At 73.0% G+C, this 26,443-nt stretch carries 27 protein-coding genes; 18 read left to right on the top strand and 9 right to left on the bottom strand.

Going from position 1 to position 26,443, the window contains the following annotated elements; all coding sequences use genetic code 11:
• Positions 1 to 100: 100 nt before the first annotated feature.
• From QP939_RS46855 to QP939_RS46840, 4 genes are all read left to right on the top strand, one after another.
• Positions 101 to 685 carry a cyclodeaminase/cyclohydrolase family protein gene (locus tag QP939_RS46855; protein WP_285453335.1) on the top strand — a complete coding sequence of 195 codons (585 nt, stop codon included), beginning with the start codon at positions 101 to 103 and terminating at the stop codon, positions 683 to 685.
• Positions 682 to 1,977 carry a bifunctional folylpolyglutamate synthase/dihydrofolate synthase gene (locus QP939_RS46850; RefSeq protein WP_285453334.1) on the top strand — a complete coding sequence of 432 codons (1,296 nt, stop codon included), beginning with the start codon at positions 682 to 684 and terminating at the stop codon, positions 1,975 to 1,977. Before QP939_RS46855 ends, QP939_RS46850 begins: the two co-directional genes overlap by 4 nt.
• A gap of 34 nt (positions 1,978 to 2,011) precedes the next feature.
• Positions 2,012 to 2,800 (top strand): right-handed parallel beta-helix repeat-containing protein, encoded by a 789-nt coding sequence (locus QP939_RS46845; protein WP_285453333.1) that lies wholly within the window; start codon positions 2,012 to 2,014, stop codon positions 2,798 to 2,800.
• A 148-nt stretch (positions 2,801 to 2,948) separates the two neighbouring features.
• Positions 2,949 to 3,683, top strand: a complete 735-nt coding sequence (locus QP939_RS46840; RefSeq protein WP_285453332.1) for an SDR family oxidoreductase — start codon at positions 2,949 to 2,951, stop codon at positions 3,681 to 3,683.
• 15 nt (positions 3,684 to 3,698) lie between these two features.
• Here QP939_RS46840 and QP939_RS46835 read toward each other — a convergent pair whose 3' ends face one another.
• On the bottom strand, positions 3,699 to 4,448 hold the full coding sequence (locus QP939_RS46835; protein WP_285453331.1) for an FAD synthetase family protein: 750 nt from the start codon (positions 4,446 to 4,448) through the stop codon (positions 3,699 to 3,701).
• A gap of 99 nt (positions 4,449 to 4,547) precedes the next feature.
• Here QP939_RS46835 and QP939_RS46830 point away from each other — a divergent pair, with 99 nt between their 5' ends.
• Complete coding sequence (locus QP939_RS46830) at positions 4,548 to 5,363, top strand: class I SAM-dependent methyltransferase (RefSeq protein ID WP_285453330.1); 816 nt, start codon at positions 4,548 to 4,550, stop codon at positions 5,361 to 5,363.
• Between the two features lie 12 nt (positions 5,364 to 5,375).
• On the opposite strand, the gene QP939_RS46825 is transcribed toward QP939_RS46830, so the two are convergent.
• The gene (locus QP939_RS46825; protein ID WP_285453329.1) at positions 5,376 to 5,918 is read right to left on the bottom strand and encodes a TetR family transcriptional regulator; all 543 of its coding nucleotides are present in this window, start codon (positions 5,916 to 5,918) and stop codon (positions 5,376 to 5,378) included.
• A 69-nt stretch (positions 5,919 to 5,987) separates the two neighbouring features.
• Between QP939_RS46825 and bioB the strand changes: the two genes are divergently transcribed.
• The gene (gene bioB / locus QP939_RS46820; protein ID WP_414641881.1) at positions 5,988 to 7,040 is read left to right on the top strand and encodes a biotin synthase BioB; all 1,053 of its coding nucleotides are present in this window, start codon (positions 5,988 to 5,990) and stop codon (positions 7,038 to 7,040) included.
• Positions 7,037 to 8,185, top strand: a complete 1,149-nt coding sequence (locus tag QP939_RS46815; RefSeq protein ID WP_285453328.1) for an 8-amino-7-oxononanoate synthase — start codon at positions 7,037 to 7,039, stop codon at positions 8,183 to 8,185. Before bioB ends, QP939_RS46815 begins: the two co-directional genes overlap by 4 nt.
• Here the strand turns inward: QP939_RS46815 and QP939_RS46810 are convergent.
• Positions 8,156 to 8,758 carry a TetR/AcrR family transcriptional regulator gene (locus QP939_RS46810; RefSeq protein ID WP_285453327.1) on the bottom strand — a complete coding sequence of 201 codons (603 nt, stop codon included), beginning with the start codon at positions 8,756 to 8,758 and terminating at the stop codon, positions 8,156 to 8,158. The two genes, QP939_RS46815 and QP939_RS46810, sit on opposite strands and share 30 nt — an antisense overlap.
• Before the next feature lie 84 nt (positions 8,759 to 8,842).
• Here QP939_RS46810 and QP939_RS46805 point away from each other — a divergent pair, with 84 nt between their 5' ends.
• Positions 8,843 to 9,742 carry an alpha/beta fold hydrolase gene (locus QP939_RS46805; protein WP_285453326.1) on the top strand — a complete coding sequence of 300 codons (900 nt, stop codon included), beginning with the start codon at positions 8,843 to 8,845 and terminating at the stop codon, positions 9,740 to 9,742.
• On the opposite strand, the gene QP939_RS46800 is transcribed toward QP939_RS46805, so the two are convergent.
• Entirely contained in the window at positions 9,733 to 10,464 is a 732-nt protein-coding gene (locus QP939_RS46800) for an AraC family transcriptional regulator (protein WP_285453325.1), read from the bottom strand. The genes QP939_RS46805 and QP939_RS46800 overlap by 10 nt on opposite strands.
• Positions 10,465 to 10,518: 54 nt before the next feature.
• On the opposite strand from QP939_RS46800, the gene QP939_RS46795 reads away from it, so the two are divergent.
• Positions 10,519 to 11,757: an MFS transporter gene (locus tag QP939_RS46795; protein ID WP_285453323.1), complete on the top strand. Its 1,239-nt coding sequence runs from the start codon at positions 10,519 to 10,521 to the stop codon at positions 11,755 to 11,757.
• A gap of 8 nt (positions 11,758 to 11,765) precedes the next feature.
• On the opposite strand, the gene QP939_RS46790 is transcribed toward QP939_RS46795, so the two are convergent.
• Complete coding sequence (locus tag QP939_RS46790) at positions 11,766 to 12,224, bottom strand: ATP-binding protein (RefSeq protein ID WP_285453321.1); 459 nt, start codon at positions 12,222 to 12,224, stop codon at positions 11,766 to 11,768.
• Between the two features lie 63 nt (positions 12,225 to 12,287).
• On the opposite strand from QP939_RS46790, the gene QP939_RS46785 reads away from it, so the two are divergent.
• The 3 genes from QP939_RS46785 (at position 12,288) to QP939_RS46775 (ending at position 14,652) form a co-directional block, all read left to right on the top strand.
• Positions 12,288 to 13,133: a MerR family transcriptional regulator gene (locus QP939_RS46785; protein ID WP_285453320.1), complete on the top strand. Its 846-nt coding sequence runs from the start codon at positions 12,288 to 12,290 to the stop codon at positions 13,131 to 13,133.
• Between the two features lie 231 nt (positions 13,134 to 13,364).
• The gene (locus tag QP939_RS46780; RefSeq protein WP_285453319.1) at positions 13,365 to 13,838 is read left to right on the top strand and encodes a TspO/MBR family protein; all 474 of its coding nucleotides are present in this window, start codon (positions 13,365 to 13,367) and stop codon (positions 13,836 to 13,838) included.
• A gap of 40 nt (positions 13,839 to 13,878) precedes the next feature.
• A complete protein-coding gene (locus QP939_RS46775) occupies positions 13,879 to 14,652 on the top strand; it encodes a maleylpyruvate isomerase family mycothiol-dependent enzyme (RefSeq protein ID WP_285453318.1) in 774 nt (257 codons plus the stop codon).
• Between the two features lie 42 nt (positions 14,653 to 14,694).
• Here QP939_RS46775 and QP939_RS46770 read toward each other — a convergent pair whose 3' ends face one another.
• Positions 14,695 to 15,714 carry an ABC transporter substrate-binding protein gene (locus QP939_RS46770; RefSeq protein WP_285453317.1) on the bottom strand — a complete coding sequence of 340 codons (1,020 nt, stop codon included), beginning with the start codon at positions 15,712 to 15,714 and terminating at the stop codon, positions 14,695 to 14,697.
• A 719-nt stretch (positions 15,715 to 16,433) separates the two neighbouring features.
• On the opposite strand from QP939_RS46770, the gene QP939_RS52355 reads away from it, so the two are divergent.
• Together QP939_RS52355 and QP939_RS46760 are read left to right on the top strand one after the other, a co-directional pair.
• The gene (locus QP939_RS52355; protein ID WP_285453316.1) at positions 16,434 to 16,802 is read left to right on the top strand and encodes an ATP-binding protein; all 369 of its coding nucleotides are present in this window, start codon (positions 16,434 to 16,436) and stop codon (positions 16,800 to 16,802) included.
• Positions 16,685 to 19,264 (top strand): helix-turn-helix transcriptional regulator, encoded by a 2,580-nt coding sequence (locus QP939_RS46760; protein ID WP_285453315.1) that lies wholly within the window; start codon positions 16,685 to 16,687, stop codon positions 19,262 to 19,264. The genes QP939_RS52355 and QP939_RS46760 overlap by 118 nt, the downstream gene beginning before the upstream one ends.
• Positions 19,265 to 19,275: 11 nt before the next feature.
• Here QP939_RS46760 and QP939_RS46755 read toward each other — a convergent pair whose 3' ends face one another.
• Positions 19,276 to 20,421, bottom strand: coding sequence for an MFS transporter (locus QP939_RS46755; protein WP_285453313.1), 1,146 nt, complete (start codon positions 20,419 to 20,421; stop codon positions 19,276 to 19,278).
• A gap of 177 nt (positions 20,422 to 20,598) precedes the next feature.
• Complete coding sequence (locus QP939_RS46750) at positions 20,599 to 21,291, bottom strand: TetR/AcrR family transcriptional regulator (protein WP_285453312.1); 693 nt, start codon at positions 21,289 to 21,291, stop codon at positions 20,599 to 20,601.
• 100 nt (positions 21,292 to 21,391) lie between these two features.
• Between QP939_RS46750 and QP939_RS46745 the strand changes: the two genes are divergently transcribed.
• Entirely contained in the window at positions 21,392 to 22,294 is a 903-nt protein-coding gene (locus QP939_RS46745; protein ID WP_285453311.1) for an SMP-30/gluconolactonase/LRE family protein, read from the top strand.
• A 26-nt stretch (positions 22,295 to 22,320) separates the two neighbouring features.
• Positions 22,321 to 23,310, top strand: coding sequence for an LLM class flavin-dependent oxidoreductase (locus QP939_RS46740; RefSeq protein ID WP_285453309.1), 990 nt, complete (start codon positions 22,321 to 22,323; stop codon positions 23,308 to 23,310).
• A gap of 18 nt (positions 23,311 to 23,328) precedes the next feature.
• Here the strand turns inward: QP939_RS46740 and QP939_RS46735 are convergent, their stop codons facing one another.
• Entirely contained in the window at positions 23,329 to 24,570 is a 1,242-nt protein-coding gene (locus QP939_RS46735; protein ID WP_285453307.1) for a helix-turn-helix transcriptional regulator, read from the bottom strand.
• Between the two features lie 150 nt (positions 24,571 to 24,720).
• On the opposite strand from QP939_RS46735, the gene QP939_RS46730 reads away from it, so the two are divergent.
• On the top strand, positions 24,721 to 25,806 hold the full coding sequence (locus tag QP939_RS46730) for an S-(hydroxymethyl)mycothiol dehydrogenase (protein WP_285453306.1): 1,086 nt from the start codon (positions 24,721 to 24,723) through the stop codon (positions 25,804 to 25,806).
• Positions 25,803 to 26,435 carry an MBL fold metallo-hydrolase gene (locus QP939_RS46725; RefSeq protein WP_285453305.1) on the top strand — a complete coding sequence of 211 codons (633 nt, stop codon included), beginning with the start codon at positions 25,803 to 25,805 and terminating at the stop codon, positions 26,433 to 26,435. The genes QP939_RS46730 and QP939_RS46725 overlap by 4 nt, the downstream gene beginning before the upstream one ends.
• Positions 26,436 to 26,443 lie beyond the last annotated feature (8 nt).

Below are 26,443 nucleotides of genomic sequence, written 5' to 3'. Positions count from 1 at the left end.
GAGCGAACGCCGTGACCCCGCCTGTTAACCGCGGTTGCCGCCGCCGGCATCGGGCGTCATCGTCGTCCGGACGCGCTCGCGGACCGACGGAGGACCAGCCATGACCGGAACGCCCCTCGCGGGCACGGCGTTCGGCGAGATCACCGACGCGGTGGCCGCGGCCGCCCCGACCCCCGGCGGCGGCGCCGTCGCGGGGCTGACGGCCGCGTTGGCGGCCGGTCTCGCGGCGATGGTCGCCCGCTACTCGAGCGCGGCAGGCGACCTCGACCCGGCCGCGGCGGCGACCCGCGCGGACGAGCTGCGCCGCACCGCGCAGCGGCTCGCGGACGACGACGTCGCGGCGTACCGGGCGTACCTCGACCTCGTGAAAGCGCCCGATCCGGCGGCTCGCAAGGCGGCGCTGGACGCCGCGGCGGACATCCCGCTGGCCCTCGCCGAGGTCGCCGTCGAGGTGGCCGAGCTGGGCGAGCTGCTCGTCGAGTGCGGGAACCCCCGGCTTCGCCCGGATGCTCTCACCGCGGTGCAGCTCGGCAGCGCTGTCGCGGCTTCCGCGGCCGCGCTGGTCGGTGCGAACCTCCGCGCCCGGCCCGACGACCCGCGTCCGGCGCGGGCCGCCGAACTGGCCGCTGCCGCGGGCGCTGCCGCCGCCCGCGTGTCCGGACCCGCCAACTCGACTCGCGCATGACCGCCCTGGCGGACCGCGGCTCGGGCCTGGCCTGGCTCGACGGTCTCACCGGGTACGAGCGCACCGGCCGGTTGACCCGTCCGTCCACGGCCGCCACCAGGGCGCTGGTGCGTGAGCTCGGCGACCCGCAGCGAAATTACCGCGTCCTGCACGTCACCGGGACCAACGGCAAGGGCAGCACCGCCTTCGCGGCCTCGGCCCTGCTCCGCCACGCGGGCCTGCGGGTGGGCACGTACTCCAGCCCGCACCTGGTCAGCGTCGGCGAGCGGGTGCTGGTCGACGGGCGGCCGTCGGACCGTCTCGACGAGGCCCTGCGGCACGTCGCAGTGGCGGCACGCCGCTGTGGGGTTCGCCCCAGCTGGTTCGAGGCGCTCACCGCGGCCGCCCTGTGGTGCTTCGCCGCCGAGCGGGTCGAGGTGGCCGTGGTCGAGGTCGGCATGCTGGGCCGGTGGGACGCCACCAACGTGGTCGACGGCGCGGTGGCCGTGGTGACCAATGTGGACCTCGACCACACCGACGTGGCCGGGCCGACCCGGGCGCACATCGCCGCCGAGAAGGCCGGGATTGTCCGGCCCGGCGCCAGGCTGGTGCTGGGCGAGCGCGATCCCGCGCTGCGCGCGATCTTCGAGGCTCGCAGGCCCGGCACAACCCTGGTGGCCGGGCAGGACCTGGTGGTGCGGCACCGCACCACGACAGACTCCACAGTGGACTTGTGCACGCCCCGGTCCCACCACACCGGGCTGGAAATCGCCGCGGCCGGGCGGCACGGCTGCGAGAACGCCCTGCTCGCTTTGGGTGCGACGGAGGCCCTGCTCGCCGCCCCACTGCCGCGTGCGGTGGTGCGGTCGGCGCTCGCCGAGCCCGGACCGCCCGGCCGGGCCGAGTTCCTGGGCGGCGACCCGGTGCTGGTGCTGGACGTGGCCCACAACCCGGCGGGCGCCGCCGCCCTGCGCGTCGCCCTGGCCGAGCACGGACCGCCGGGCCCGCGGACCGTGGTGTGCGCGCTGCTCGGCGAGCGTTCCCCGGCGGACTTCCTCGCCGCGCTGGGAGTGGGGGAGGGCGACACCGTGGTGGCCGCGACCCTGTTCGGCACCCGCGCGCTGCCGCCCGAGGCCGTGGCGGACGCCGCGCGCGAACTCGGTGCCCGCGCGCTCTTCGGCGGCCCGCCGCTCGACGCACTCGCCCTGGCGGAGCGTGAGACCGGCCCGGGTGGCATGGTGCTGTGCACGGGGTCTTTCCAGCTCGTCGGACCGGTGCGCGAGGCCGGGACCGGTCCCGGAGCCCGGCGTTAGCGTCCAGGGTGTTTCGTCGACCTGGGGAGCTGACATGACAGCACGCGAAATCATCGGCACGGCCACGCTTCTGCTCGCCATGGCCGGATCGGCCGTCCCCGCCGCCGCGGCGCCGGGCCGGTTGCACATCACCAAGGGCGGCACGAAGGACGCCCCGCTCGTCTACGCCGGGAACGGCCAGCGGGTCGGCGGCATCGACGTCGACGCCGACTACGTGGTCGTCGACGGCTACACGATGACGAACCCGAAGGCGCCCGGCATCGAAATCCACGGCGACGGCGTCACGGTCAAGAACACGACCGTCACCGCGCCGAAGGGCGGCGACGGCGACGGCATCCGGTTCTTCGGCACCGGGATCACGTTGTCGCACAACACGATCAGCAAGACCGACAACAGCACCGGCGCGCACGCCGACTGCATGCAGACCTTCGCCACCGACGACGAGGACGTCGCCAGCCAGGACGTCGTCATCGACGGCAACCGCTGCGAGGACATCGACAACATGTGCCTGATGGCCGAAGGCCCCAACTCCGAAGCCGGGGACGGCAGCGGCGAGGGCGAGTCGAAGAACTGGACGTTCACCGGCAACTACTGCCAGACCACCGAAGCCTCGCAGGCGGTGATGATCGACGACGTCCAGCACCTGACGCTGGCGGGCAACACGTGGGCGGCCGGACCGGACCACGCGATCGGCCTGCAGAACCACTCGACGTACGCGACGGTGAAGGACAACCGGCTCGACCCGTCGATCAAGTGCGAGGTCGGTATCGACAAATCGTCCCGGGAGGGTTATCAGGGTCCGCGGCCGCGCTGCGCACCCTGACCTTCTCCTCGAGGATCGAGTTCGCAGGCTCGTCGCCCGGGCAGCACTGTCACACATCGCGCGGCTGTCCTGTCTTAGTGGGCGTACCCGTTCGCCAAGGAGGACTCCCCATGTCATCGACCGTGCTACCGAAGGGCTGGTCGCGGAAATGAAGATCGCCGTCATCGGCGGGACCGGCCTCATCGGCTCCCGCGTGGTCAAGATCCTGAACCAGAGCGGGCACGAGGCGGTCCCGCACTCGCCGTCGACCGGCCTGGACCTGCTCAGCGGGCAGGGCTTGGCCGAAGCGCTGGCCGGGGCCGACGTCGTCGTCAACCTGACGAACTCGCCGACCTTCGACGAGGCCTCACCCGCGTTCTTCCGGACGACCATGGACAACCTGCTGGCGGCCGCGGCCACGGCCGGGGTCGGCCACGCGGTCATCCTCTCGATCGTGGGCGCCGACCTGGTGCCCGACCTGGTCTACTACCGCGCCAAGGTGCTGCAGGAGGACATCCTCAAGGCCGGGCCCGTGCCGTACTCGATCGTGCGGGCCACGCAGTTCTTCGAGTTCATGGCCGCGACGATGTCCTGGACCTCCGACGAGAACGCCGTCCGCCTGCCCGCGACGCGCATCCAGCCCATCGCCGCGGACGACGTCGCCCAGGCCGTCGCCGACGTCAGCGCGGGCACCCCGCTGCGGGGGACCCGGAACATCGCCGGACCGGAGGTGTTCACCCTCGACGAGCTGGGCCGCATCACCCTCGCCGCCCAGGGCGACCCGCGTCCGGTCGTGACCGACGACCAGGCGGGCCTGTTCGCGGCCGCGTCCGGGGACGCCCTCATCGCCGGGGACGGGGCCGTCATCGCGAAGACCACCTACCGGGAGTGGCTGGCGCGGTGAGCCGGGCGGTGGTCGTCACCCGGGAAAGGTGACGACCACCTCGCCCGTCTTCCCTTCGGTGGCGTCGAGGACGCGTGGCGGCCCGGCGAACGACACCCGGGTGCGGACCCCGTCGACGTCGCAGACGTGCACGCCGTCGGCCGGAACGGCGAGCTCCGGTCCGAAGTGGAGGATGCGATCCGGCCGGAGCGCCGCCGGGTGCGCGAGCGGAGCGCCCAAGAGCGCCGCCGCCCGCGCCAGTTCGCCGCGTGCGACGAGCGAGCGGATGACGGTCGACGACACGACCACCGGCCCGGCGGTGACGGCGGGGACGACCCGGGTCCCGAACCGCCGGTCCTCTCGCAGCCGCGCCGCCGTGCCCGCCCCGCGCGCGCCGAACCGGAAGTTGAACCCGACCGAGACGTGGCTCGCGGTCAAGGCCCCGACCAGGACGTCGTCGACGAAGTCTTCGGCCGTCCGGCTCGCCCAGGACGAGTCGAACGGGATGACGACGACCTCGCGGACGCCCAGTGCGGAGAGCTTGGCCAGCTTCCGCGCGTGGCCGGTCAGCAGCGGCGGCGCCTGGCTCGGCCGGAGCACCTGGAGCGGGTGCGGCGCGAAGGTGAGGACGGTGTCGCACCCGCTGATGACGTCCCGGTGCCCCAGGTGCACGCCGTCGAAGCAGCCGATCGCGACGGACCGCGCGCGACGGTCGACGTCGTCGATGCTCGAGACCGTGCAGGCGTGGCCCGGCATCGTCGTGGTGGATCGTTCGGACGGCTCCACGGGATCGTCCCCCTTCCGCTCCGGCGTCGGCTGCGGTCCCCAGTCTGGGGATGGCCCGTTAGGCGGGACGAAATAGCGAGCCCGAGTAGCGTGGCCGGGGTGGAAGACGCCGAACTCGCCGGTGTGCAGAAGACGCTCAGCCCGGTGCTGCGGGCCAAGGCGCTGGACAACCGGCTGCCGGACCCGATCCTCGGTGACGTCTGGGCCGAGCGGGCGATGCGCGGGCTCGACCCGGACTACGACAAGCGCCCGTTCGGCACCAGCCAGCTGGGGCTGGCGGCGGTGGCGCGGGCCAAGGCCCACGACGACTGGGCGCGCGAATTCCTCGCCGAGCACCCGGACGCGGTGGTCCTGCACCTCGGATGCGGTCTCGACGCGCGGGTGTTCCGGCTCGACCCGCCCGGCACGGTCGACTGGTACGACCTGGACTACCCGGCCACCATCGCCCTGCGGCGGCGGCTCCTGCCGCCGCGGGAGCACTGCACGCTCATCGGCTCGAACGTCACCGACCTGGCCTGGCTGGACGACGTGCCGCACGACCGTCCGGTGCTCGTGATCGCCGAAGGACTGGTGCCGTACCTGACCGAAGCCGACCTCCGGCGGTTGCTGACCACGGTCGTCGAGACGTTCCCGAGCGGCCGGATCCAGTTCGACACGGTCTCCGTCTGGGCCTGGCGCACCTCGAAGTGGGATCCGACGCTGCGCAAGTACGGCACCCGCTTCCGGTGCGGCTTCGACGACCCGGCCGCACTGGCCGGCTGGGACCCGCGCCTGGAGTTCGTCGACGAAGCACCGATGAACGACTCGCCGGTGCTGATGGCGAAGGCGCCGGCGAACATCCGCCGCGCCTATCGCGTGCTGAACCTGCTGCCGGGCATGAAACGCTCCACCCGCATCGTGCGGTTCCGGTTCTGACGACTCGCGCGCTCAGGTCCGGGTGCTCGACAGTCCATTGAGGATCGCGTCCACGCCGAACAGGAAGGCTTCGTCAGGCTTCCCGGCGTCGGACGGTGCTTCCTCGACGACACCGGCGTGGACCAGCTCGGCCCGGTTCTGCTCCTCCGCGACGAAGCCCAGCACGTAGTGCACGACGGTCCGCGCCGCCCAATCGGCGTGGCGCGGGCCGAGCCGGGTGGAAAACAGCCGGTGCAACGTGGCTGTCGGGGTCACGATCTCCGGCCGGTACGCCTGGACGAACGACACGACCTCGGCGCCGTCGCGGACGCGCAACAGCGCCGTCCGGAAGGCTTCGGCGGCACTGCGGGGGTCGGTGGCCGAAGCCGGGAAGTCCTCGAGGACGCGGGCCGCCACCACGGCGAGCAGCTCCTGCTTGTTGGCGACGTGGTAGTACAGCGCGCCCGGCTGGACGCCCAGGTCCAGCGCCACCCGCCGCATGGACAGGCTGCTCAGGCCGTGGTCGCGGAGCAGGTCGTACGCCCGGTCGACGATCTGGGTTCGCGTCACCTTCACCGCGCCATTGTGCCCGCCGCCCGACCGGGGGTCTTGCCTGCCCCGGTCCGTCCATCTAGGATTTGATAGGTGTTCAAAACTTACGATGACCTGGCCTCGCGCCAGCTGGCCGGTGGCGTGCTCGACCGGGCCGAGGCGCGGGCGGTGCTGGAGACGCCCGACAGCGAGGTGCTCGAGCTGGTCGCCGCGGCCGGACGGCTCCGCCGCGCCCACTTCGGCAACCGGGTCAAGGTCAACTACCTGGTCAACCTCAAGTCGGGGCTGTGCCCGGAGGACTGCGGTTACTGCTCGCAGCGCCTCGGGTCGTCGGCGCAGATCCTGAAGTACTCCTGGCTGTCGGCCGAGGAAACGGTCCGGCAGGCCGCGGCGGGCATCGAAGGCGGCGCCTCCCGGGTCTGCCTGGTCGCGAGCGGACGCGGCCCGAGCGACCGCGACGTGGAGCGCGTCGCCGGCGTCGTCGAGGCGGTCAAGTCGGCCCACGCCGACGTGGAAGTCTGCGCCTGCTTGGGAATCCTGCGGGAGGGCCAGGCCGAACGGCTCCGCGACGCCGGTGTCGACGCCTACAACCACAACCTCAACACGAGCGAATCGCGGTACGCCGAGATCTGCTCGACCCACGGCTACGACGACCGCGTCGCGACCGTCGAGAAGGCCAAGGCCGCGGGCCTTTCCCCGTGTTCCGGCGTGATCGTCGGCATGGGCGAGACCGACGACGAGCTGATCGACGCGATCTTCGCCCTGCGCGAGCTGGACAGCGATTCCATCCCGGTCAACTTCCTCATGCCCTTCGACGGCACGCCGCTGGCCGGCACCTGGGAACTCTCGCCGTTGCGGGCGCTGCGGATCCTCGCCCTGGTGCGCCTGGCCTGCCCCGCGACCGAGGTCCGGATGGCGGGCGGCCGGGAAATGCACCTGCGCTCGCTGCAGCCGCTCGCGCTGCACGTGGCGAATTCCCTGTTCCTCGGGGACTACCTGACCAGCGAGGGACAAGCGGCCCGCGCCGATCTGGAGATGATCGCCGACGCCGGGTTCGAGGTCCTCGGCGCCGCCCGGACCGGAAGCCGGACGCCGGTGCCGATCCGCGCGCGTGGCGCCGGAACCGCGGTTTCCCCGAACGCATGACGGCCGTGGAAACGTGGCTCACCGCCGCGCACGACGACCGGCTTCGCGCCGGGTTGACCCGCCGGACCGACGTCCGGCGCCACCCGAAGTCCCGGGCCGGGCTGCTGGACCTGGCGTCCAACGACTACCTCGGCCTGAGCGCCGATCCCCGGCTGCGCGCGGCCGCGATCCGGGCCGTCGAGGAGTACGGCACCGGCGCGGGCGCCTCGCGCGTCGTGACGGGTACCGCCGGGTGTCACGCGGAGCTGGAAGCGGAACTGGCCCGGCTCACCGGCCGCCCGGCGTGCTTGGTCTTCTCCACTGGGTACGCCGCGAACATCGGCGTCCTCACCGCGTTGGGGTCTCCGGACACTTTGCTGATCTCCGACGCGCACGTGCACGCCTCGCTGATCGACGGGGCCCGGTTGTCACGGTCGCCCGTCGAGATCTGCCCCCACAACGACCTGGCCGCGCTGGAAAGGCTCCTGCGCGATCGGGTGCAGCCGAGGGCCGTCGTGGTGGTCGAGTCGATCTATTCGGTGCTCGGCGACGCGACCGATCTGCGGCGCGCCGCGGCGTTGTGCGCGGAGTACGACGCTTTCCTGGTGGTGGACGAAGCACATGGCATCGGCGTCGCCGGGCAGGGGAGGGGCCTGGTCCACGCCGCGGGCCTGGCCGACGCCCCGCACGTGATCGTGACGGCGACGCTGTCGAAGGCGCTCGGCACGCAGGGGGGTGCGGTGCTGGGGACACCGTTGCTGCGGGAGCACTTGGTCAACACGGCGCGCACGTTCATCTTCGACACGGGCCTCGCCCCGGCGGCGGCCGCGGGCGCCGCGGAGGCGTGCCGGATCATCGCGGCCGAGCCGGGGCGGGTGGCCGCGCTGCACGAGGTCGCGTCGGTGATCGCGGGGGCCGCGGGCGTCCCGCTCGCACCCGGCGCGGTGCAGTCGATCCCGGCGGACTCGGCGGACCAGGCGGTGGCCGCCGCGGACCGGCTCCACGAGGAGGGCATCCTCGTCGGCTGCTTCCGGCCACCGAGCGTCCCGGACGGCGTTTCCCGGCTGCGGCTGGTCGCCCGCGCCGGGGTCGACGTCGAAGGTGCCGAGCGGGCGGCCCGCCTCGCGGCGCGGTGGTCACGGGCGGGGGCCGCGGTTTCGGTGTAGGGCCTGCGCGAGCGCGCCGAGGCTGACGTCGACGATCGCGCGAAGCTGCCGCCGGCTCGCACCGGCGCGGCTCATGACCGCCATGGACTGGTTGACCGCGGCGAGGTGGACGGCGAAGTCGTCGGCCTCGCAGGTAGGCAGCTTCGCGGCGGTCAACGCGGCCCGCAACCGCGCTCGCTGGGTGTCGAGGGCCCGGACCGCGCGCCCGGCGATGGCGGGGCTCAGTGCCGGGATCGCCATCGCGGTCTGGGCGATCAGGCATCCGTCGGGCAGTCCGGGGTCGGCGATGCGCCGCAGGGTGACGTCGAAGAAGGCACGGACCGCCCGCAGCGGCTCTTCGGCCGCGCCGGAGAGGGCTTGGTCGTACCGGTCGCCGTACCGCGTGGCGTAGCGGTCCAAGCAGCGCAGGTACAGCGATTCCTTGTCGCCGAGCGAGGAGTAGAGGGAGCTGCGGTTCAGTCCGGTCGCCCGGGACAAGTCGTCGACGGACGTATCGGCGTAGCCGTCGCGCCAGAACTGGACCATCGCGGCGTCGAGCACGACTTCCCCGTCGAACTGTTTCCTACCGGCCATTTCTCCCTCGTTCTCGCGCCAGGGCGGGTGATCTCGCTCATCCTATCTTGAACCGAACAGTTCAAGATGAGTTAGCCTCGGGACATGGCCGACACCTTGAGCGCGCTGCCCTTGCCCGACCTCGCGGGCTTCACCCACCGCTGGATCGAGGTGGACGGCGTCCGGCTGCACGCCGTGGAAGGCGGTCGGGCCGCGGGCCCGGTGGTCGTCCTGCTCGCCGGGTTCCCGCAAACCTGGTGGGCGTGGCGCGCGGTGCTGCCGGACCTGGTCCGGCGCTTCCGGGTCATCGCGCTCGACCTGCCCGGGCAGGGCCACTCCGACCGGCCGCGCGGCAACTACGACACGCACACGGTCGCCGCGCGCGTCGAGGCCGCGGTGACCGGGCTGGGCGTGGCGGAATTCTGGCTCGTCGCCCACGACATCGGGGCCTGGGTGGCGTTCTCGCTGGCGCTGAACCACCAACAGCGGCTGCACGGCGTCGCGCTGCTGGACGCCGGAATTCCCGGCATCACGCTCCCGGAGTCGGTTCCGACGGATCCCGGCCGGGCGTGGAAGACCTGGCACTTCGCGTTCCACACCGTGCCCGACCTGCCCGAGGTGCTGCTCGCGGGCCGCGAGCGAGACTACGTGGCCTGGTTCCTGCAGGCCAAAGCACTGGCCGAGGACACCTTCGACAGCGCCGAAATCGACCACTACGCCGCCGCCGTCGCCGCCGAGGACGGCCTCCGCGCGTTACTCGCCTACTACCGCGACGCCGCGGAATCGGGGCGCAGGAACCACGACGCGCTCGGCCGAGGCGCCTTGACCGTGCCGGTGCTGGGGATTTCGAGTTCCCACGGCTCGATCCCGGACATGGCCGCTTCCTTGAGTCCGTGGGCGGAAAACACGCGCGGCGTCGTCATTCCCGGTGCCGGGCACTTCATCCCCGACGAGCAACCCGCCGCGGTCGTCGATGCGGTGACGGCGTTCATCGATCACGGCTGACGCGGGGGCCGCTCGGCCCGGTAACTGCCCGGCGTCCGGCCCATGGTCCGGGTGAACGTCTCGACGAACGCGCTCGGCGTCGACCACCCGCAGCGGTGTGCGGTCTGGGTGACCGTGGCGCCCTCCGCGAGCTGGATCATCGCGTGGAACACCCGGGTCGTCGTGCGCCACTGCGGGTACGTGGTGCCGAACTCGAGGCGGAACAGCCGGGACAACGTTCGCTCGCTGGTTCCGGTTCGCCTTGCCAGCCACGCCGTCGTGCGGGGGTGGCTGAGGTCGTCGGTGACCAGGCGGCACGCGTGCGCCAGGCGGGGGTCTCGGGCCTCGGGCAGGGTCAGCGGCTCGTCGTGCGCGCGGCGGAGGCGGTCGCGGAGCACCGCGTGGAGCCGGGCCGCTTCGGCCGTGCCGAGGTCCGGTTCGGTGGCGGCGATCAGCAGTTCGCGCAGCAGCGGGCTGACCGCGACGACCGTCGGCGCGGTGCCGTCCAGCGGCCCGTCGTGCGTCGGGAACTCGAGGGTGAGGACTTCGGTCGCGCCGTAGACGCGGTGCTCGTGCCAGGTGCCCGCGGGCATCCAGACGGCCCGGTCGGCGGAAGCCACCCACGCGCCGCGGTCGGTGCGGACCGCCAGCACGCCCCGGATGACGTACACCAGCTGGTGGTCGTCGTGCCGGTGGCGCTCGATGACCTGTCCGGCCGAGTGCTCGTGGCGGTTTTCTGACACAAGTCGACAGATTATCGGAAGTGCCGCCCCGGCGGGTGCTGCGAACGTGAGCGCATGACGACCACCGCGCCGAAGAACCGCCTCCGCCGGATCGCCGCGGACACGCGACCGCTGGCGGATCCCGTGTTCCGCCGGACGTTCCTCGGGCAGGGCGCCGCCGTGATCGGCACGATGGTGACCGAAGTCGCCGTGCCGGTGCAGATCTACGACCTCACGCACTCCTCGTTCGCCGTCGGGCTCGCCGGGCTGGCCGGGCTCGTCCCCCTCCTGGTGTTCGGGCTCTACGGCGGCGCGGTCGCCGACGCCGTCGACCGGCGCCGCCTTTACCTGGCCTCCTCGGCGCTCACCTGGACGGTCACGCTCGCTCTGCTCGCCCAAGCCGTGGCCGGGCTCGGGTCGGTGCCGCTGATCCTCGCGCTCGTCGCCGTGCAGTCCGGCGGCTTCGCCGTGTCGTCCGCCGTCCGCGGGGCCATCACCCCGGCCCTCGTCGCGCCCGGCCTGGTGCCCGCGGCCAACTCGCTGACCTACACCGCCTCGACGGTCGGGCAGGTGCTCGGGCCCCTCGTCGCGGGTGTCCTCCTCGGACTCCCGAACGGGTTCTGCTACGCCTACGCCGCCGACGCGGTGTTGTTCACCGCCGCGCTCTACGCGACGTTCCGGCTGCCGCCCTTGCGCTCGACGGAACCGATCGGCCGCCCCGGGCTGCGGTCGGTCCTCGACGGCCTGCGCTTCCTCGCCGGGCGCCGCGTCCTGCTCATGTCGTTCCTGCTCGACATCGCCGCGATGGTGCTGGCCATGCCGACCGCGCTGTTCCCCGAAGCCGCCGAAACGCGGTGGCACGGCGGAGTCGGCCTGCTGTACTCCTCGATCGCGATCGGCTCCGTGCTCGCCGGGCTGTCCAGCGGCTGGATCGGCCGGGTGCGGCGCCAAGGCGTCGCGCTCGCCGCGGCGGTCGCGGTCTGGGCGGGTGCCGTGGCGCTGGCCGGGCTCGCGCCGAGCCTGTGGCTCGCGGTGGCCCTGCTCGTCGTCGCCGGCGCCGCCGACCTGGTCAGCGCCGTGTACCGGCAGACGATCCTGCAGACCGCCGTCCCCGACCGGATGCGCGGCCGGTTGCAGGGCGTGTACACGGTCGTCGTCACCGGCGGTCCGCGCCTCGGCGACCTCCGCGCCGGGATCATGGCCTCGGCGGTGCCGCTCACCCTGGCCTGGTCCGGGACCGCGCTGCTGTGCGTGGTGCTCGTGGTGGCCGGCGCCGTCCTGGCGCGCTCGTTCTGGCGCTACACGCCGAGTTGAGGGCCCGGTCAGCGGGACAGCCCGGGCAGCAGCGCCCAGACGGTCTTCTCCGCGGCGTCGTGGTGGACGCCCCAGTCGAGGGCCGAGCTGGTGACCACGGCCAGCCCGGTGCCGTACTCGCGGACGCCGTCCCGGATGGCCGCGAGCGTGCGGGTGCGGTGCGGGGCCGCGTCGGTGACTTCGAGCAGCAGCCCGGTGCGGTGGCGGGTGTAGCGCAGCCGCCGCGGCGCGCCCGTGTGCTCGTAGGCGTTGGTGACCAGCTCGTCGGCGACGAGCACCGTGTAGCCCAGCGCGGCCGTGGTGACGCCGAACGCGAGCCGGGCGGCCAGCCAGCGGCGGACGACCGCGGCGTCGGGCCGGGCGCGCAGGTCCAAGCCGCCTTCGGCGACCTCGGCGACCCGCGCGCACAGCCGCCGGACCTGGGTGGCGGGCCAGTGGTGCTCGTCGACGGGGTGTTCGGTGGTCATCGGGTCCCTCCTCCGCGGCGACGGCGGTTTCGTGTTTCACTACGCGTCCATGAGGAGACCGGGATGAACCCTGACGCCGGGACGCGGCTGCTGGGCTCCGGCGAGGTCGCCCGGACGCTGGGCGTGTCCCAGGTGACGCTGCGCACCTGGGAACAGCGGTACGGGATCGGCGCCGCCGGGCGGGCGCCGAACGGCCGGCGGCGGTACACGCCCGAGGACGTCGAGCGGCTGCGCCGGATGCGGGCGCTGCAGGCCCAGGGGACCAGCGCGCGCGACGCCGCCCGGCTGGTGCTCGACCGGTCGGCCGCCGAGGTGACCGCCGGGCAGCGACGGCACCGGCTCGCCGAGGCGGCCGAGGCCCTCGACCTGCCCACCATGGGCGACCTGGTCGACGACGCCCTCGGCAGCCTCGGCGTGGCGACGACCTGGACCGAAGTCGTCGCGCCCGTGCTGCGCGCCATCGGGGAACGGTGGGCGCGGCTGGGCGACCGCGCCGCGATGGCCGCGGAGTGGGCGCTGGCCACCGCGGTCTCCACGGCGCTGGACCGGTACCCCGCGCCGGCGCGGGTGGGCCGGGCGCCGATGGTCTTCGTCTGCGGCCCGGCGGAGCGCCACGAGCTGCCGGTCAAAGCGCTCTGCGCGGCGTTGAACGATGACGGCGCCCCGGCGATGTTCCTGGGCGGCCTCGTTTCGCCCGACGTCCTGCGCGTGGTCGCCGACCGGTTCGACCCGGCGGGCGTGGTGGTGTGGTCGATGACGTCGCAGTCCGCGGACGTGCGGATCCTGCGCGCCCTGCACGCGGACGGTGTTCCGGTGCGCCCGGCCGGTCCCGGCTGGCGCGGGCTGCCGACCGTCGGCGAGCCCCTCCCGCCGTCGTTCACCGCGGCCCTTGCGGCCTGCTCCGGCTGACGGCTCCCGCCGCGGCCCGTTCCGGCGTGGTGGTCGAACTCATCGGCTTCTCCCGCTCGGTCGGTCCCTCCGATCGTCACACCGGTGCGCCGGGAACGCACGTCGCTGAATCGAAGTTGCATCGTATTGGTCGGCGGAAATGGCCAGGTGTAGCTACGCTTGAGGGACATTCGAGTCGAAGGTGCATCGGAGTTGGGGTGACCCCGGCCCGGCGCACGAAGGAGGCCCGGCATGACCACAGTGCCCCGTCCCGCTCCGCCGCTCGCCCTGGCCGGGTTCATCGCCGCGGTGGCCGTCGTCGCCGCCGTCGGCAGCCTGGCCGCGACGCGCTCACGCGCCGTCTACACCGGACTCGAGCAGCCGCCGTGGGCTCCGCCCTCCTGGCTCTTCGGTCCGGTGTGGACACTCCTGTACCTGCTGATCGCCTTGTCCGGCTGGCTGTTCTGGCGCACCGGGGCGCCGCGCCGGGAGTTCGGCTGGTACGCGGCGGGGCTCGTGCTCAACGCGGCGTGGACGCCGTTGTTCTTCGCCGCCGGCGCCTACACGCTGGCATTGGTGGAGATCGTGGTGCTCGACGTCGTGATCGCGGCGACCGTGCTCGTGTTCCGGCGCCGGTCGGCGGCCGCCGCGGCGCTGCAGCTGCCGTACCTGGCGTGGACCCTGTTCGCGACGGCGCTCAACGCGGCGATCGTGGTCTTGAACTGACGGCCGGAACACCCGCGCCCCGCCGCGGGTTGGCCATGGCATGACCGAACTCGTGGACCGCACGATCGCCGCCCTCCGGGCCGAGCACGACACCCTCGCCGCCCTCGTCCGCACCCTCACCGACGACCAGCTGGCCACCCGCAGCGGGGCCGCCGACTGGACCGTCGCCCAGGCCCTTTCCCACCTCGGCAGCGGCGCCGAGATCGGCCGCGCGCCCATCGCCCGTGCCGCGGGGGAGGAGGTGGCGGCCGAAGAGAACCAGACGATCTGGGCCCGCTGGGACTCCTCTGCGCCGCGCAAACAGGCCGAGGGCTTCCTGGAGCACAACGCCCGCTGGCTCGAAACGGTCGAGGCGCTCAGCCCCGAGCAGCACTCGTCGCTGACCGTCGACCTCGGCTTCCTGCCGGAGCCGGTCCCGCTGGTGACCGCACTGGGCATGCGGCTCAGCGAAGTCGCCAACCACTCGTGGGACGTGCGCGTGGCCTTCGACCCGGACGCCGGGGTCGACGCCGGCTCGGCCGCGGTGCTCGTCGACCTCCTGACCGGGCCCGTGGGCTTCATGCTCAGCTTCCTCGCCAAGCCGGCCGAGCTCGCGAACCCCGTGACCGTCGCGTTTCCCGGCGGCGCACTGGTGATCGACGACGCGGTCACCGTGGTCGACCACGCCGAGGCGCCGTCGGCGACGTTCGGCGGGACGGCGGAGGCGTTCGTCCGGCTGCTCAGCGGCCGGCTCAAGGCCCCGTTCGACCGGGGCGTCACGGTCGAGGGTGCGGTCACGCTCGACGAGCTGCGCCGCGTGTTCCCCGGCTTCTGACGAAATCCCGGGGCCGGGTCGCCGACCCGGCCCCGGTTCCGGTCACCGCCTCGTCTGCGGTGCGATCATCGAGTTCACGTCGATCGGCTTCTCGATCGCGCCGAGCTGCAGCAGCAGGTCGGGAACCCGTTGCAGGCGCCGCGAATCCAGGATCGAGCCGTAGCCCGGCAAGGTGAGCAGCTTGGCGGTGTCCTCGTCGATCTTGGCGAACCGCACCAGCAGCGGCTCGACCCGCGCGCGGTCGTTGATGGCGTCGTGGGTGGCGCGCTGCATCGCGCGCTGGAAGGCGGCCAGCGACTTCGGGTTCTCCCGCACCCACTTCCGCGTCGCGCCGTAACCGGTCAGCGGGAAGTCCTGCGTCGCGCCGCTGTTGATGTCGATCACCGGGATCGCGCCGACGGTCTGGGCGGCCTGCGTGATGTACGGCTCGGGCAGGTACGCGGCGTCGGCCTGTCCCTGCTGCAGGGCCGCGGCGATGTTCGGCAGCGGGATCTGGACCCATTTCACCGTGCTGTAATCGACGTTGTGGTCTTGCATCACCGAGCGGGTGAGCAGATCGGACGCGGTGTTCTTGGCGGTCATGGCGATCTTCTTGCCCGCCAGGTCGTAGATGGTCTTCACCGGTGAATTCGGCGCGGCGACGATCGCGTTCGACTTCGGGTTGACCGACGTCGCGTCGGCGACCAGCAGCATGTCCGCGGCGCCGGTGCTGCTCGCGGTGAAGAACGGCGGATAGGTCGAGAAGGAGATGTCGGCCTCGCCGGAGATCGCTTTCGCCAGTGATGCCTGGCCGCTGGCGGCGATCACCGATTCGACGTCGAGGCCTTCGTCCTTGAAGTAGCCGCTGTCCTTGGCCAGCCAGAACGGCGCGAGGTCCGTCGTGGGCAGGATCGAGACCGTCAGCTGCGGCTTCTCCGGATCTCTGCCGTCGGTGGAAGCCTTCGAGGCGCCTGGATCGAGCGCGCCGCAGCCGGTGACGGCCGCGAGGATCGTGACGGCGGCGAAGGTGAGCGCGGTTTGTCTCGCGCGACCCCGGCCACGGCTTTCGGCGATTCCGAACAAAGCCTGCTCCTGGAGGAGATGACAGTTGAGGTACCGGATCCACGGGAAGTCTGTGAATCACTCCCGGTGTCAGGCGAGCTACTGTAGGGAGGCGGGCAACCCTTGACAACGCGTCGTCTGAACCGCGCCCCGGATTTCACCGTAATGGCCGCAGGTGCCGATTGATCGACGATCTTGCGGGTGCCGGTGAACGGCTGACGATTCCGCGGAACCCGGCGGTGGAGGGGTGGGTATCTGCCGATTCCCCGTGGTTTGGACCTTGAAAACACGGGTTGCGCGGACGCTATTGCGGCGGGAGTGCGGTCGGAGGCCCGTCACGCCGTCGCGGGAGAGTGCGGAAACCCGGTGGCCACGGGCGGTCCCGCCGGGGAAAACCGGAAGCACGAGCACGGTGGAATATTCCAGGAAAATCGCAATGGCGACCCCGGCCGCCCTGTCGAAATGGTCGAACGCGTGGTCTCGCGCGAAGTGAACGGCCGTCGTCGATGGGCGGCATGGCCCGCCCCATGGCGCGTTTTCGCCGGGGAAACGCCCGTCGTGCCGCGTTCTGTCCGGCCGGTCCGCGTCGGCGCCGACGGCGGTGCTCCATCGGTACCGAACGGGAAATCGCCGGTGGATCATCGGCGAGAAATGACCACCCGGCGGCGTGGTGCTGAATATTCGGGATTGTCCGACCGCGCCTCTTGTTGGGGAACTGCCCGCCTTCTACCATTCCGGGTGTGCGACCGCTCACGGACGGTACCGAGCTGCTGGTCGGCCGGGAGGTCGAGTTGTCCCGGCTGGCTGCCTGGATCCGGGACGTGGCCGCGGGCCGCGGCCGGGCCGTCCTGGTCGACGGCGAGCCGGGCGTCGGCAAGTCCGCGTTGGTCCGGACCTCCTGCGCCGTCGCCGAGGACGCGGGCTGCCAGGTGTTCTGGGGAGCCGGTGACGACTCGGCCGGGCACTGCCGCTTCTCCCGCTCCTGGACGCCTTGGGCATCACGCCGGCGACGCGGGATCCGCGTCGCCGCGCCATTTCCGAGCTGCTGTGGGGCGGTGCCGTCGCGGGCAAGACCGCCGACCTCGCCGCCGCGGCCGCCGAGCAGCTGATCGCGTTGGTGGACGAGCTCTGCCAGGACGGGCCGGCCGTGCTGGTCGTCGACGAGCTGCAGTGGGCCGACAGCACGACGGTGGCCGTGTGGAGCCGCCTCGCCCGGTCGGCCCGGCAGCGCCCGCTGCTCCTGATCGGCCTCCTGCGCCCGGTGCCGCGCCGCGACGACCTGCGGTCGCTCTTCCGGATCGTCGGGCCGGGCGAGCGGCTGCGGCTGCGTCCGCTGGCGGAGCCGGCGGCGCTCGAGCTGGTGACCGCGCTGGCCGGCGGCAAACCGGGCGTCGAACTGGAGCGGTTGGCGGCCGGTGCCGCCGGAAACCCCTTGTACCTCACCGAACTCGTCGACGCGCTGACCCGCAGCTCGTGCCTGGAGGTCGACACCGCGGGCAACGTCGAGCTGACCGGGAGCGCGACGCCGGACTCCCTGCCGGAGGCGATCGCGGACCGGCTGGACTTCCTCTCCGAGGCCGCCCGCACCGTGCTGCGGGCGGCCGCGTTGCTGGGGGACGGCTTCTCGGTGGAAGACCTCGTCACCGTGACGAACTCTTCGCTCGCGGTCTTGCTGCCCGCCCTCGACGAGGCGCGCGCCGCGGGGGTGCTGGTGGCGGCCGGGGACGACCTGGCGTTCCGGCATCCCTTGATCCGCCAGGCGTTGTACGACGAGATGCCGACGGCGGTCCGGGTCGCCTGGCACCAGTCCGCCGCGTGGGCGCTGGCCGAGGCGAGCGCCCCGGTCGAACGGGTCGCCCGGCAGCTGCTGCCCATGGTGTCCACAACGGACAGTCGCGTTCCGGTGCCGGCCTGGGCCGTGCGGTGGCTGCTCGACGTCGCCACGCCGTTGATCGGCCAGGCGCCGGCCGTCGCCGTCGCGCTGCTGCGCCGGGCGGTGCGGGACACCCCGCTCGGGGACGCCGTCACGGGCGCGCTGGCCGGACGGCTGGCCGACGCCTACTACCGGGACGGCAACGTCGCCCAAGCCGAGCGGATCGCCTGCCGCGCGCTGGACCACGTCCGCGACCCCGACGTGCTCGTCGACCTGCACACGACGGTCGCCCTGTGCCGCGGGCTGACCGGCCGCTCCGCCGAGTCCCTCGCCGTGCTCGGGGAAGCCGTGGCCCAGCCGGGGCTGGAGGCGCGGCACCGGGCCCGGCTGCTGGTGCTGATCGCCCGCACGCACCGCGATCTCGGCGAGTTCGACAACGCCGCCCGCGTCGCCACCGAGGCGCTGACGGAACTCGGCGCGGCCGAAGACCGCTGGGCGACCGGGTGGGCGCTGCACGTGCTGAGCATGGTCGCGATGACCCGCGGCGAGTGGACCGAGGCGCTGCCGCTGTTCGAACGGGCGATCCCCATCGCGCGCGGTGATCCCGCGCTGGTCGACCTCACCTTGCTGCTGCGCATCAACCAGTCGATCACCTTCGGCGCGCTCGACCGCTCCGACGACGCCCTCGCCGCCGCCGGGCGGGCGCGGGAACTGGCCGACCGCATGGGCAGCCTCATGCGGCTGACCCAGGTGCAGAGCGCGCTCGGGCAGCTGCTGCTGGCGGCGGGCCGCTGGGACGACGCGCTGGCCGAGGTCGACGTCCTGGCCGACGAGCGCAAGGACCCGAGCGTGGTGTGCTGCGACCACGGCGTCGCCGCGATCATCCACTTCCACCGCGGCGAGACGGCCGCGGCCCAGCGGCACCTCGACCTCGCCGCGCCGCACGCGGAGCGGATCGGGGACTGGGTGGTGGAATCGCTGGTGCGGGCCCGCAGCCTCGCGTTCGAGCACGACGGCGCCCCGGAGCGGGCGCTCGAGGTGCTGACCGACGTGCTCACGGGCGAAGACGCGCGGGAAGAGCTGCTGGCGGACGCCGTCCGGCTGGCCGTGGCGACCGGCGACCGGGCGGCCGCGGAGGAAATCGAGGCCCGGGTGCGCGAGATCGCCGCCGCGTCCCCCGTCCCGCACCGCCGCGCGCTGGGGATGTACTGCCGCGGCCTGCTCGACGGCGATGCGGCGGAGCTGCTGCGGGCCGCCGAAGGTTACCGGGCCGCGGGCCGTCCGCTGTCCGAAGCCACCGCGCTGGAAGCGGCCGCGGTCGCGCTCGCCGAAGCCCCGGACGGTGACCGCGGTCCGGCGCGCGACGCCTTCACCGGCGCCATCGAGCCTTACTCCGGGCTGGACGCGCATTGGGACGTGGCGAGGCTGCGGGCCCGGTTTCGGCCGTTCGGCATCCGGCGCGGCCCGACGGTGAAGCACCGCCAGGTCACGCAAGGCTGGGACAGCCTCACCCCGACCGAGGTCCGGATCGCCGCGCTCGTCGTCGAAGGGCTGTCGAACCCGCAGATCGCGGGCCGCCTCTACCTGTCCCCGCGCACGGTCGGCACGCACATCTCGCACATCCTCACCAAGCTGGGCGTGCACTCGCGCATCGACATCGCCCGGGAAGCCGCCCGCCACCAGTCCACAACGGACTGAAGCCGCAGCCGTCACACCTCGACCTCCGGGAGCTTCCCCGGGCGGGGCACGGTGAGCCCGCGCGGGAGCAGCGAACCCGGGCGGGACACGGCGAGGTGCCCGCTGAGGATCTGGCCCGCCAGGATCGCCAGCACCAGCAGCAACGGCGTCCGCCAGGTGCCGGTGTCGGTGTGCAGCCAGCCGCAGGCCAGCACGCCGAACCCGGCGATGACGTACCCGACGCCCTGGACGACGGCGGACAGCGCGAGCGAGCTTCCCTTGCTGCGCACCGAAATGGTCGTCAAGGCGAACGCGAGCGCGCCCATGCCCGTGCCGGTGGCCACCGCCCACAGCCACGGCGCGGCCGCCGGCGCGACGAGCAGGCCGGTCACCCCGATGACGTTGGGCGCGGCCAGGGCGACGACCAGCAGGCTCGGGGTGCGGCACCGGCGCGTCCAGCCCGGGATCAGCCACATCATGGGCAGGCCCATCGCCATCGACAGCGCGAGGCACGCACCCGCGGTGGTCGCCGGCACCCCGGCGTCGCGCAGGATGCCGGGGAGCCAGCCCATGACGAGGAACGTCACCGTCGAGATGAGTCCGAAGTGGAGGGTCAACGCGGCGGCGGTCCCGGCCGGAGTGGTGGTTCTGCGCGGCGGGACGAAATCGCCCGGCGTGCGGTGCCAGACGAGCTGGGCCACCAGCGCCACGACCGCCCACAGGCCGAGGCCGGTCCGCCACGACGTGGACAGCACGGCCGTCGGCGTGACCAGCGCGCCGGCGGTGCTGCCGAGCCCGAGCCCGAGGGTGAACGCGGCGGACCCGCCGGCCAGCAGCGGCAGCATGGTGCCGAGCACGGCGATGGACAGGCACGCCAGCGCTGTCCCGGCGAGCAGCGGCACGGAGCCGCCGAGGACGCGTCCGGTCAGCGAAAGCACCAGCCCGGCGAGAGCCACGGAGACGGTCCGGTGGGTCCCCAGCCTGCCGCACAGCCACGGCGTCGCCCAGCCGCCGAGGCCGATCGCCCACAGCGGCAACGCGACGAGCACGGCGGCGACCAGGTCGCCGGCCACGGAGATGTCGGGCAGCGCGGCACCCAGGCTCGTCACGGCGGGCCGCAGGTTGACGGCCAGGACGAAGATCACGGCGGTGGACACGGTGGTGGTGGCACGCAGCATCGCTCCTCCTCGGGGTAGAGGGCGGAGCGCCGGGCTCCGGTGAGCAATGTCCCGCGGCGGGCGTGCGGCAGACATCCGTCAGGTGACTGATCTCCGGATTCTTGGTACTGGCAAAGGATTGCCGCCTGCGGATGACCGTGCATCGGCATGGCCGGACGGCTCGTGCAGACGTCCCGGTCAGCCGGCGGGGGAGGCGGCGCCGAGCATCCGGGCGGCGAGCTCGGCGTAGGACTCGCCGAGGGTTTCCGGCGAATCCGCGCCGTCGAGGCGGTACCAGCGCACCAGGTCGACGCCGAGGGACAGGATCGCGCGGACCGTCCGGTCGACGTCGGGCACGTCGAAGACGCCGTCCCGGACCCCGCGTTCCACGGCGGTGTGCACCACGGCGGAGAACCGCTGCCGGAGGGCGAGGACCTCGGCGAAGTGGTCCGGCTCGAGCGCCGCCAGTTCGTACTGGCAGACCCTGGCCACCGTGTGGTGGCGGGCGTGCCACGACACGTGGGCCGCGACCAGCCGCCGGATGCGGAGACCGGCGTCGCCGTCGTCGGGCGGGGACGTCAATGCCTCGAGGGCACGCTCGTGGCCGGTCCGGGCGATCTGGAACAGCACGGCCTCTTTCGAGGGGAAGTGCACGTACAGCGAGCCGGGGCTGAGGCCGACCACGGCGGTGATGTCGCGGGTGGTGGTCGCGTGGAAGCCCGTGCGGGCGAAGCACTGCACGGCCGAGGACAGCAGCGCGCGGCTCACCGGGGAGGTGTGCTCACCCCAGAACGCGTCCGGGACGGTCTCCGGCCCGAGGTTGGTCGTGAGCCCCATCGCGGCCGCCGCCGGGTACCGCCCGCCGCCGCGACGGCGCTCTTTGCCTGGCATTCCGTGCTCCCGTCCGCCCTTGACACTTCCCGGTGCCGGAGTTCATGGTAACTGTGCGCTCAGTTACTCGACGTCGACGAAGACCCGAGGAGAGGTCGCGATGGGAAAAACCGCGTCCAGGCAGCCGACCGTCGTGCTCGACGGCTTCTCCTACCTCGAGTGCCCGAGGTGGCACGACGGACGGCTGTGGGTGTCGGACTTCTACACCGAGAAGGTCGTGGCGATCGACGGCCGCGGGCACGCGGAGGTGATCGCCGAGGTCCCCGGACAGCCGTCGGGCCTGGGCTTCCTGCCCGACGGACGCCTGCTCGTCGTGTCGATGCGCGACCACCGTGTGCTCGTCCGCGACGCGTCGGGGAGCCTGGCCGAGCACGCCGACCTGTCCGGCGTGGTGTCCGGGGTGCTCAACGACATGGTCGTCGACGACCGCGGCCGCGCCTGGGTGGGCAACTTCGGGTTCGACCTCATGGGTGGCGCGCCCCTGCGGTACACCACGCTCACCCGCGTCGACCCGGACGGGAGCGTCGCCGTCGCGGCCGAGGACCTCGGCTTCCCCAACGGCATGGTGATCCTGCCGGGCGGCGTGCTGGTCGTCGCCGAGACCTTCGCCGGGCGGCTGACCGCTTTCGACATCGGCGAGGACGGGGAGCTGAGCGGGCGGCGCGTGTGGGCGCAGCTCGGGCCGACGCCGCGGACCGAAGACGTCGGCGAAGCGGTGGAGCGACTCGAGGTGGCGCCCGACGGCATCTGCGCCGACGCCGAGGGCGCGATCTGGGTGGCCGACGCGGTCCACAACCGCGTCCTCCGGGTCGCGGAGGGCGGCCGGATCCTCGACGAGATCGACGTCGGCACCGGGGTCTTCGCCTGCATGCTCGGCGGCGACGACGGCCGGACGCTGTACCTGTGCGCGGCACCGTCCTTCGCCGAGCACGAACGCCGTCCGGTCCGCGAGGCCCAGCTGCTCGCGGTCGACGTCGAGGTCCCGCACGCCGGCCTGCCCTGACCCGACGAGTGCCCTGGAGGGGCTCCATGGAAGTCTCCTGCGCGTTCCCGACCGCACTCGACTCGCCGGAGAACATTGCCGTCGCCGAAGAGCTGGGCTACGCGCGGGCGTGGGTCTACGACACGCCGCAGCAGAGCCCCGACGTGTGGATGACGCTCGCGCTGGCCGCCGAACGCACCGAGCGGATCGGGCTCGGCCCGGGCGTGCTGGTGCCGAGCCTGCGGCACCCGATGGTCAACGCCGCGGCGACCGCCACCCTCGCCGCGCTGGCGCCGGGCCGCGTCGCGGTTTCGTTCGGCACCGGGTTCACCGGCCGCCGTGCCATGGGCTACCGCGCGATCACCTGGTCGTACCTGGAGTCCTACCTCCGGGCGTACCGCGGGCTGCTGCGCGGGGACGTCGTCGAATGGGAAGGGGCGCGGATGCGGATGCTGCACCCCGACGGCCACGCCCCGGCCCGGCCGGTGGAGGTCCCCGTCCTGATCGGGGCGCTGGGGCCGAAGGGGCACAAGGTGGCCCGGGAACTCGGCGACGGGCTCTACGTCACGCTGCAGCTGCCCGAATTCGCCCGCGAGTACTCGTGGGTGCCGTACCTCGTGTGGGGCACGGTGCTCGACCCCGACGAGCCCACCGACACCGAGCACGCGCGCCGGGCCGCCGGGCCGGGGTGGGCGCTGGCCTACCACGGCGCGTACGAGTTCGGCGGCCCCGATGCGGTGCGCGAGCTCCCCGGTGGCGCGGAGTGGCTGGCGGTGGTGGAGCGGACGCCCTCGGAGCTGCGGCACCTCGCCGTCCACAAGGGACACTGCGTGGAGCTGGGGGAGGCCGACGCGGCGGCGTGGCGGGCGGGTGGTCACGCGATGCTGCGGGACGTGACGGTGAGCGGGACCCGTGAGCAGATCCGGGAACGTCTCGACGAGGCCGCCGCGCGCGGGGTCACCGAGATCGTGTTCCAGCCGTGCGGGCCCGGCATCCGGACCGAGCTGGAACGATTCCTCGACGCCGCCACCCGGTGACCCGGCCGGGCTTCCTCGTCAGCTGCCCGCGATCCCGGCCGTGAGCGCCAACGCGGCCGCTTCACCGCGCGTGCTGACGTTCAGCTTCTTCAGCACGCCCGCGACGTGGAACTTGACCGTGCTCTCGCTGATCCCGAGCGCTCCGGCGATCGTCTTGTTGCGCTGCCCCCGCGCCACCAGCCGCAGCACCTCGATCTCGCGCGGGTTCAGGTCCGCCAGCTCCGGCTGCCCGGGCCGGGCGGACGCCGGTTCGAACGGGACCTCGATGGTCACCCGGCTGCCCCAGCCCGGGATCGCGTCGACCTCCACCACCGCGCCGATGGTCTTCGCGCGGCCGTCCAGCATGCGGCGCAAGCCCGCGACGTCGAGGCGGCCGGAGTCCTGGTCGCGCAGGTCGATGCGCAACGCCGTCTCCTCGACCACCCAGGCGATCCGCAGGCGGGTCAGCACCGGCTGGGCGACGAACGCCAGCACCGCGGTCGACGTCATGGCGCGGGCCGCGTGCGCGATCTCGCCCGGCAGCGGGCGCCCGTCCTTCGGCGGGGCGGCGAACTCCAGCTCCGCGTCGTGGTGGCGCAGCAGCTGGCGGACTTCGCGGCGCAGCCTGCCGAACGCCGCGTGCGCGGGCTCTTCGGTGAGCGCCGAGTCGCGTTTCTGCGTCGACCGCAGTGCGAGCAGCGCCGCCGAGGCGGAGTCGATCGCGGCCAGCCGGGCCCGGCGGTCGTCCAGCCGGGTCGAGCGCAGGGTGGTGAGGATCGTCGCGAGCGCGGTCTCGTGCGCCACGGCCATCTCCGCGATCGTCCGGGCGCGTTCGCTCGACGCCGCGCGCGACTCGGCGAGGTAGTCGGGGCTGGCCTGGGTGACCTGCTGGCGGATGGACGTCGCGACGAGGCCGAAGACCTCGGCCAGCGCGCCCGGCCGCGGCAGGCTTCCGCGGTTCGACCGCGGGACGAGCACCAGCAGCGTGCCGATCGGGTCGAGCAGGACCCAGACCGGCCGGATGACGCCGCCGAGGGTGGCCGTCGTGGTCAGCTGCCCGCCGGGCTCGAGGCGCGCTTTGATCGCCGCGAGCTCGGCGATGGTGACCTTGTCGGTGATCTCGCGGTCGCCGGCGACCTTGCGGGGCCGTCCGGTGCACTCCAGCGTGAAGATGACGAGCGCCCGGTGTGGCCAGTCGTCGGCGAGCAGCCGCGAGAACCGCCCGGCGATGTCGCGCAGCGGGCCTTCCACGACCTCGCGCACCGCTTTCAGGTTGTCCACCCGCGACAGCGTAACCCGCCCGTTCGGACTGGCCGACGGTCCAGGGGAACCTGACCGTCCGGCCAGGTCGCCGGAACGCCTCGCTCGGTTAGCCTCACGGCAGGCATGCGTTGCCGGGCATGTCTTCTCGTCGAGTGGAGGAAGCACGGAATGGCACAGCAGGTGCGCGGGGTCATCGCCCGGTCGAAGGGTGCGCCGGTCGAACTGGTGGACATCGTGGTCCCGGACCCCGGTCCCGGCGAAGTCGTCGTCGCGATCGCGGCCTGCGGGGTCTGCCACACCGACCTGACCTACCGCGAAGGCGGCATCAACGACGAGTTCCCGTTCCTGCTCGGCCACGAAGCCGCGGGCACCGTGGAGAGCGTCGGCGAGGGCGTCGACTCCGTGGCGCCGGGGGACTTCGTCATCCTCAACTGGCGCGCGGTGTGCGGGACGTGCCGGGCGTGCAAGCGCGGCCGCCCGCAGTACTGCTTCAACACGTTCAACGCGGCGCAGAAGATGACGCTGACCGACGGCACCGAGCTGACCCCGGCGCTGGGCATCGGCGCGTTCGCGGACAAGACCCTCGTCCACGCCGGCCAGTGCACGAAGGTCGACCCGACGGTCGACCCCGCGGTCGCGGGCCTGCTCGGCTGCGGCGTGATGGCGGGCCTCGGCGCGGCGGTCAACACCGCGGGCGTGACCCGCGGCGACTCGGTGGCGGTCATCGGCTGTGGCGGCGTGGGCGACGCCGCGATCGTCGGCGCCCACCTGGCCGGCGCGACCACGATCATCGCCGTGGACCGCGACGAGCAGAAGCTGAACTGGGCCGCCGAACTCGGCGCGACGCACACGGTCAACGCCACCGACACCGACGCGGTCGCCGCCGTCCAGGAGCTGACCGGCGGCTTCGGCGCCGACGTCGTCATCGACGCGGTGGGCCGCCCGGAGACGTGGAAGCAGGCGTTCTACGCCCGCGACCTGGCCGGCACGGTGGTCCTCGTCGGCGTCCCGACGCCGGACATGAAGCTGGAGATGCCGCTGCTGGACTTCTTCTCCCGCGGCGGCTCGCTGAAGTCCTCGTGGTACGGCGACTGCCTGCCCGAGCGCGACTTCCCGATGCTGGTCGACCTGCACCAGCAGGGCCGCCTGCCGCTGGACAAGTTCGTCACCGAGCGGATCGCCCTCGACGGCGTCGAGAAGGCGTTCCACACGATGCACGTCGGCGAGGTGCTGCGCTCGGTGGTGATCCTGTGAGCGGCGAGCTGCGCATCGACCGCGTCGTGACGTCCGGGGTGTTCGCGCTCGACGGCGGCACGTGGGAGGTCGACAACAACATCTGGCTCGTCGGCGACGACGACGAGGTCGTGGTCATCGACGCCGCGCACGACGAGAAGGCGATCACCGACGGGGTCGGCGGCCGCACGGTCGTCGCCGTCGTCTGCACCCACGGGCACAACGACCACGTCACGGTCGCCCCGCAGCTCGGCGAGGGCCTGGACGCGCCGGTGGTGCTGCACCCGGGCGACCAAGAGCTGTGGGAGATGACCCACCCCGGCCGGAAGTTCCGCCCCGCGGAGGACGGCGAGCGGATCGCGGTCGCGGGTACCGAGCTCGAGGTGATCCACACGCCGGGGCACTCACCCGGCTCGGTCTGCCTGCACCTGCCGGAGGCGAAGGCGCTCTTCTCGGGAGACACGCTGTTCGCGGGCGGCCCGGGCGCGACCGGCCGGTCGTTCTCCAGCTTCCCGACGATCATCGCCTCGATCCGCGACCGGTTGTTCGCCCTCCCGGAGGAAACCCGGGTCCACACCGGACACGGCGACCACACGACGATCGGCACCGAGGCGCCGCATCTCGCCGAGTGGATCGCCCGCGGCCACTGACCCGGTGA

Source organism: Amycolatopsis nalaikhensis (assembly GCF_030264295.1).
Classification (GTDB): domain Bacteria; phylum Actinomycetota; class Actinomycetes; order Mycobacteriales; family Pseudonocardiaceae; genus Amycolatopsis; species Amycolatopsis nalaikhensis.
The sequence above is the reverse complement of the archived record's forward strand: the minus strand, read 5'-3'. Positions and strand labels throughout refer to the sequence as shown.

Coding starts and splice junctions, on each gene's coding strand:
- QP939_RS46855 (WP_285453335.1), top strand. CDS start 101: ATGACCGGAACGCCCCTCGCGGGCACGGCGTTCGGCGAGATCACCGAC.
- QP939_RS46850 (WP_285453334.1), top strand. CDS start 682: ATGACCGCCCTGGCGGACCGCGGCTCGGGCCTGGCCTGGCTCGACGGT.
- QP939_RS46845 (WP_285453333.1), top strand. CDS start 2,012: ATGACAGCACGCGAAATCATCGGCACGGCCACGCTTCTGCTCGCCATG.
- QP939_RS46840 (WP_285453332.1), top strand. CDS start 2,949: ATGAAGATCGCCGTCATCGGCGGGACCGGCCTCATCGGCTCCCGCGTG.
- QP939_RS46815 (WP_285453328.1), top strand. CDS start 7,037: ATGACGGCCGTGGAAACGTGGCTCACCGCCGCGCACGACGACCGGCTT.
- QP939_RS46810 (WP_285453327.1), bottom strand. CDS start 8,758: ATGGCCGGTAGGAAACAGTTCGACGGGGAAGTCGTGCTCGACGCCGCG.
- QP939_RS46805 (WP_285453326.1), top strand. CDS start 8,843: ATGGCCGACACCTTGAGCGCGCTGCCCTTGCCCGACCTCGCGGGCTTC.
- QP939_RS46795 (WP_285453323.1), top strand. CDS start 10,519: ATGACGACCACCGCGCCGAAGAACCGCCTCCGCCGGATCGCCGCGGAC.
- QP939_RS46790 (WP_285453321.1), bottom strand. CDS start 12,224: ATGACCACCGAACACCCCGTCGACGAGCACCACTGGCCCGCCACCCAG.
- QP939_RS46785 (WP_285453320.1), top strand. CDS start 12,288: ATGAACCCTGACGCCGGGACGCGGCTGCTGGGCTCCGGCGAGGTCGCC.
- QP939_RS46780 (WP_285453319.1), top strand. CDS start 13,365: ATGACCACAGTGCCCCGTCCCGCTCCGCCGCTCGCCCTGGCCGGGTTC.
- QP939_RS46775 (WP_285453318.1), top strand. CDS start 13,879: ATGACCGAACTCGTGGACCGCACGATCGCCGCCCTCCGGGCCGAGCAC.
- QP939_RS46755 (WP_285453313.1), bottom strand. CDS start 20,421: ATGCTGCGTGCCACCACCACCGTGTCCACCGCCGTGATCTTCGTCCTG.
- QP939_RS46750 (WP_285453312.1), bottom strand. CDS start 21,291: ATGCCAGGCAAAGAGCGCCGTCGCGGCGGCGGGCGGTACCCGGCGGCG.
- QP939_RS46745 (WP_285453311.1), top strand. CDS start 21,392: ATGGGAAAAACCGCGTCCAGGCAGCCGACCGTCGTGCTCGACGGCTTC.
- QP939_RS46740 (WP_285453309.1), top strand. CDS start 22,321: ATGGAAGTCTCCTGCGCGTTCCCGACCGCACTCGACTCGCCGGAGAAC.
- QP939_RS46730 (WP_285453306.1), top strand. CDS start 24,721: ATGGCACAGCAGGTGCGCGGGGTCATCGCCCGGTCGAAGGGTGCGCCG.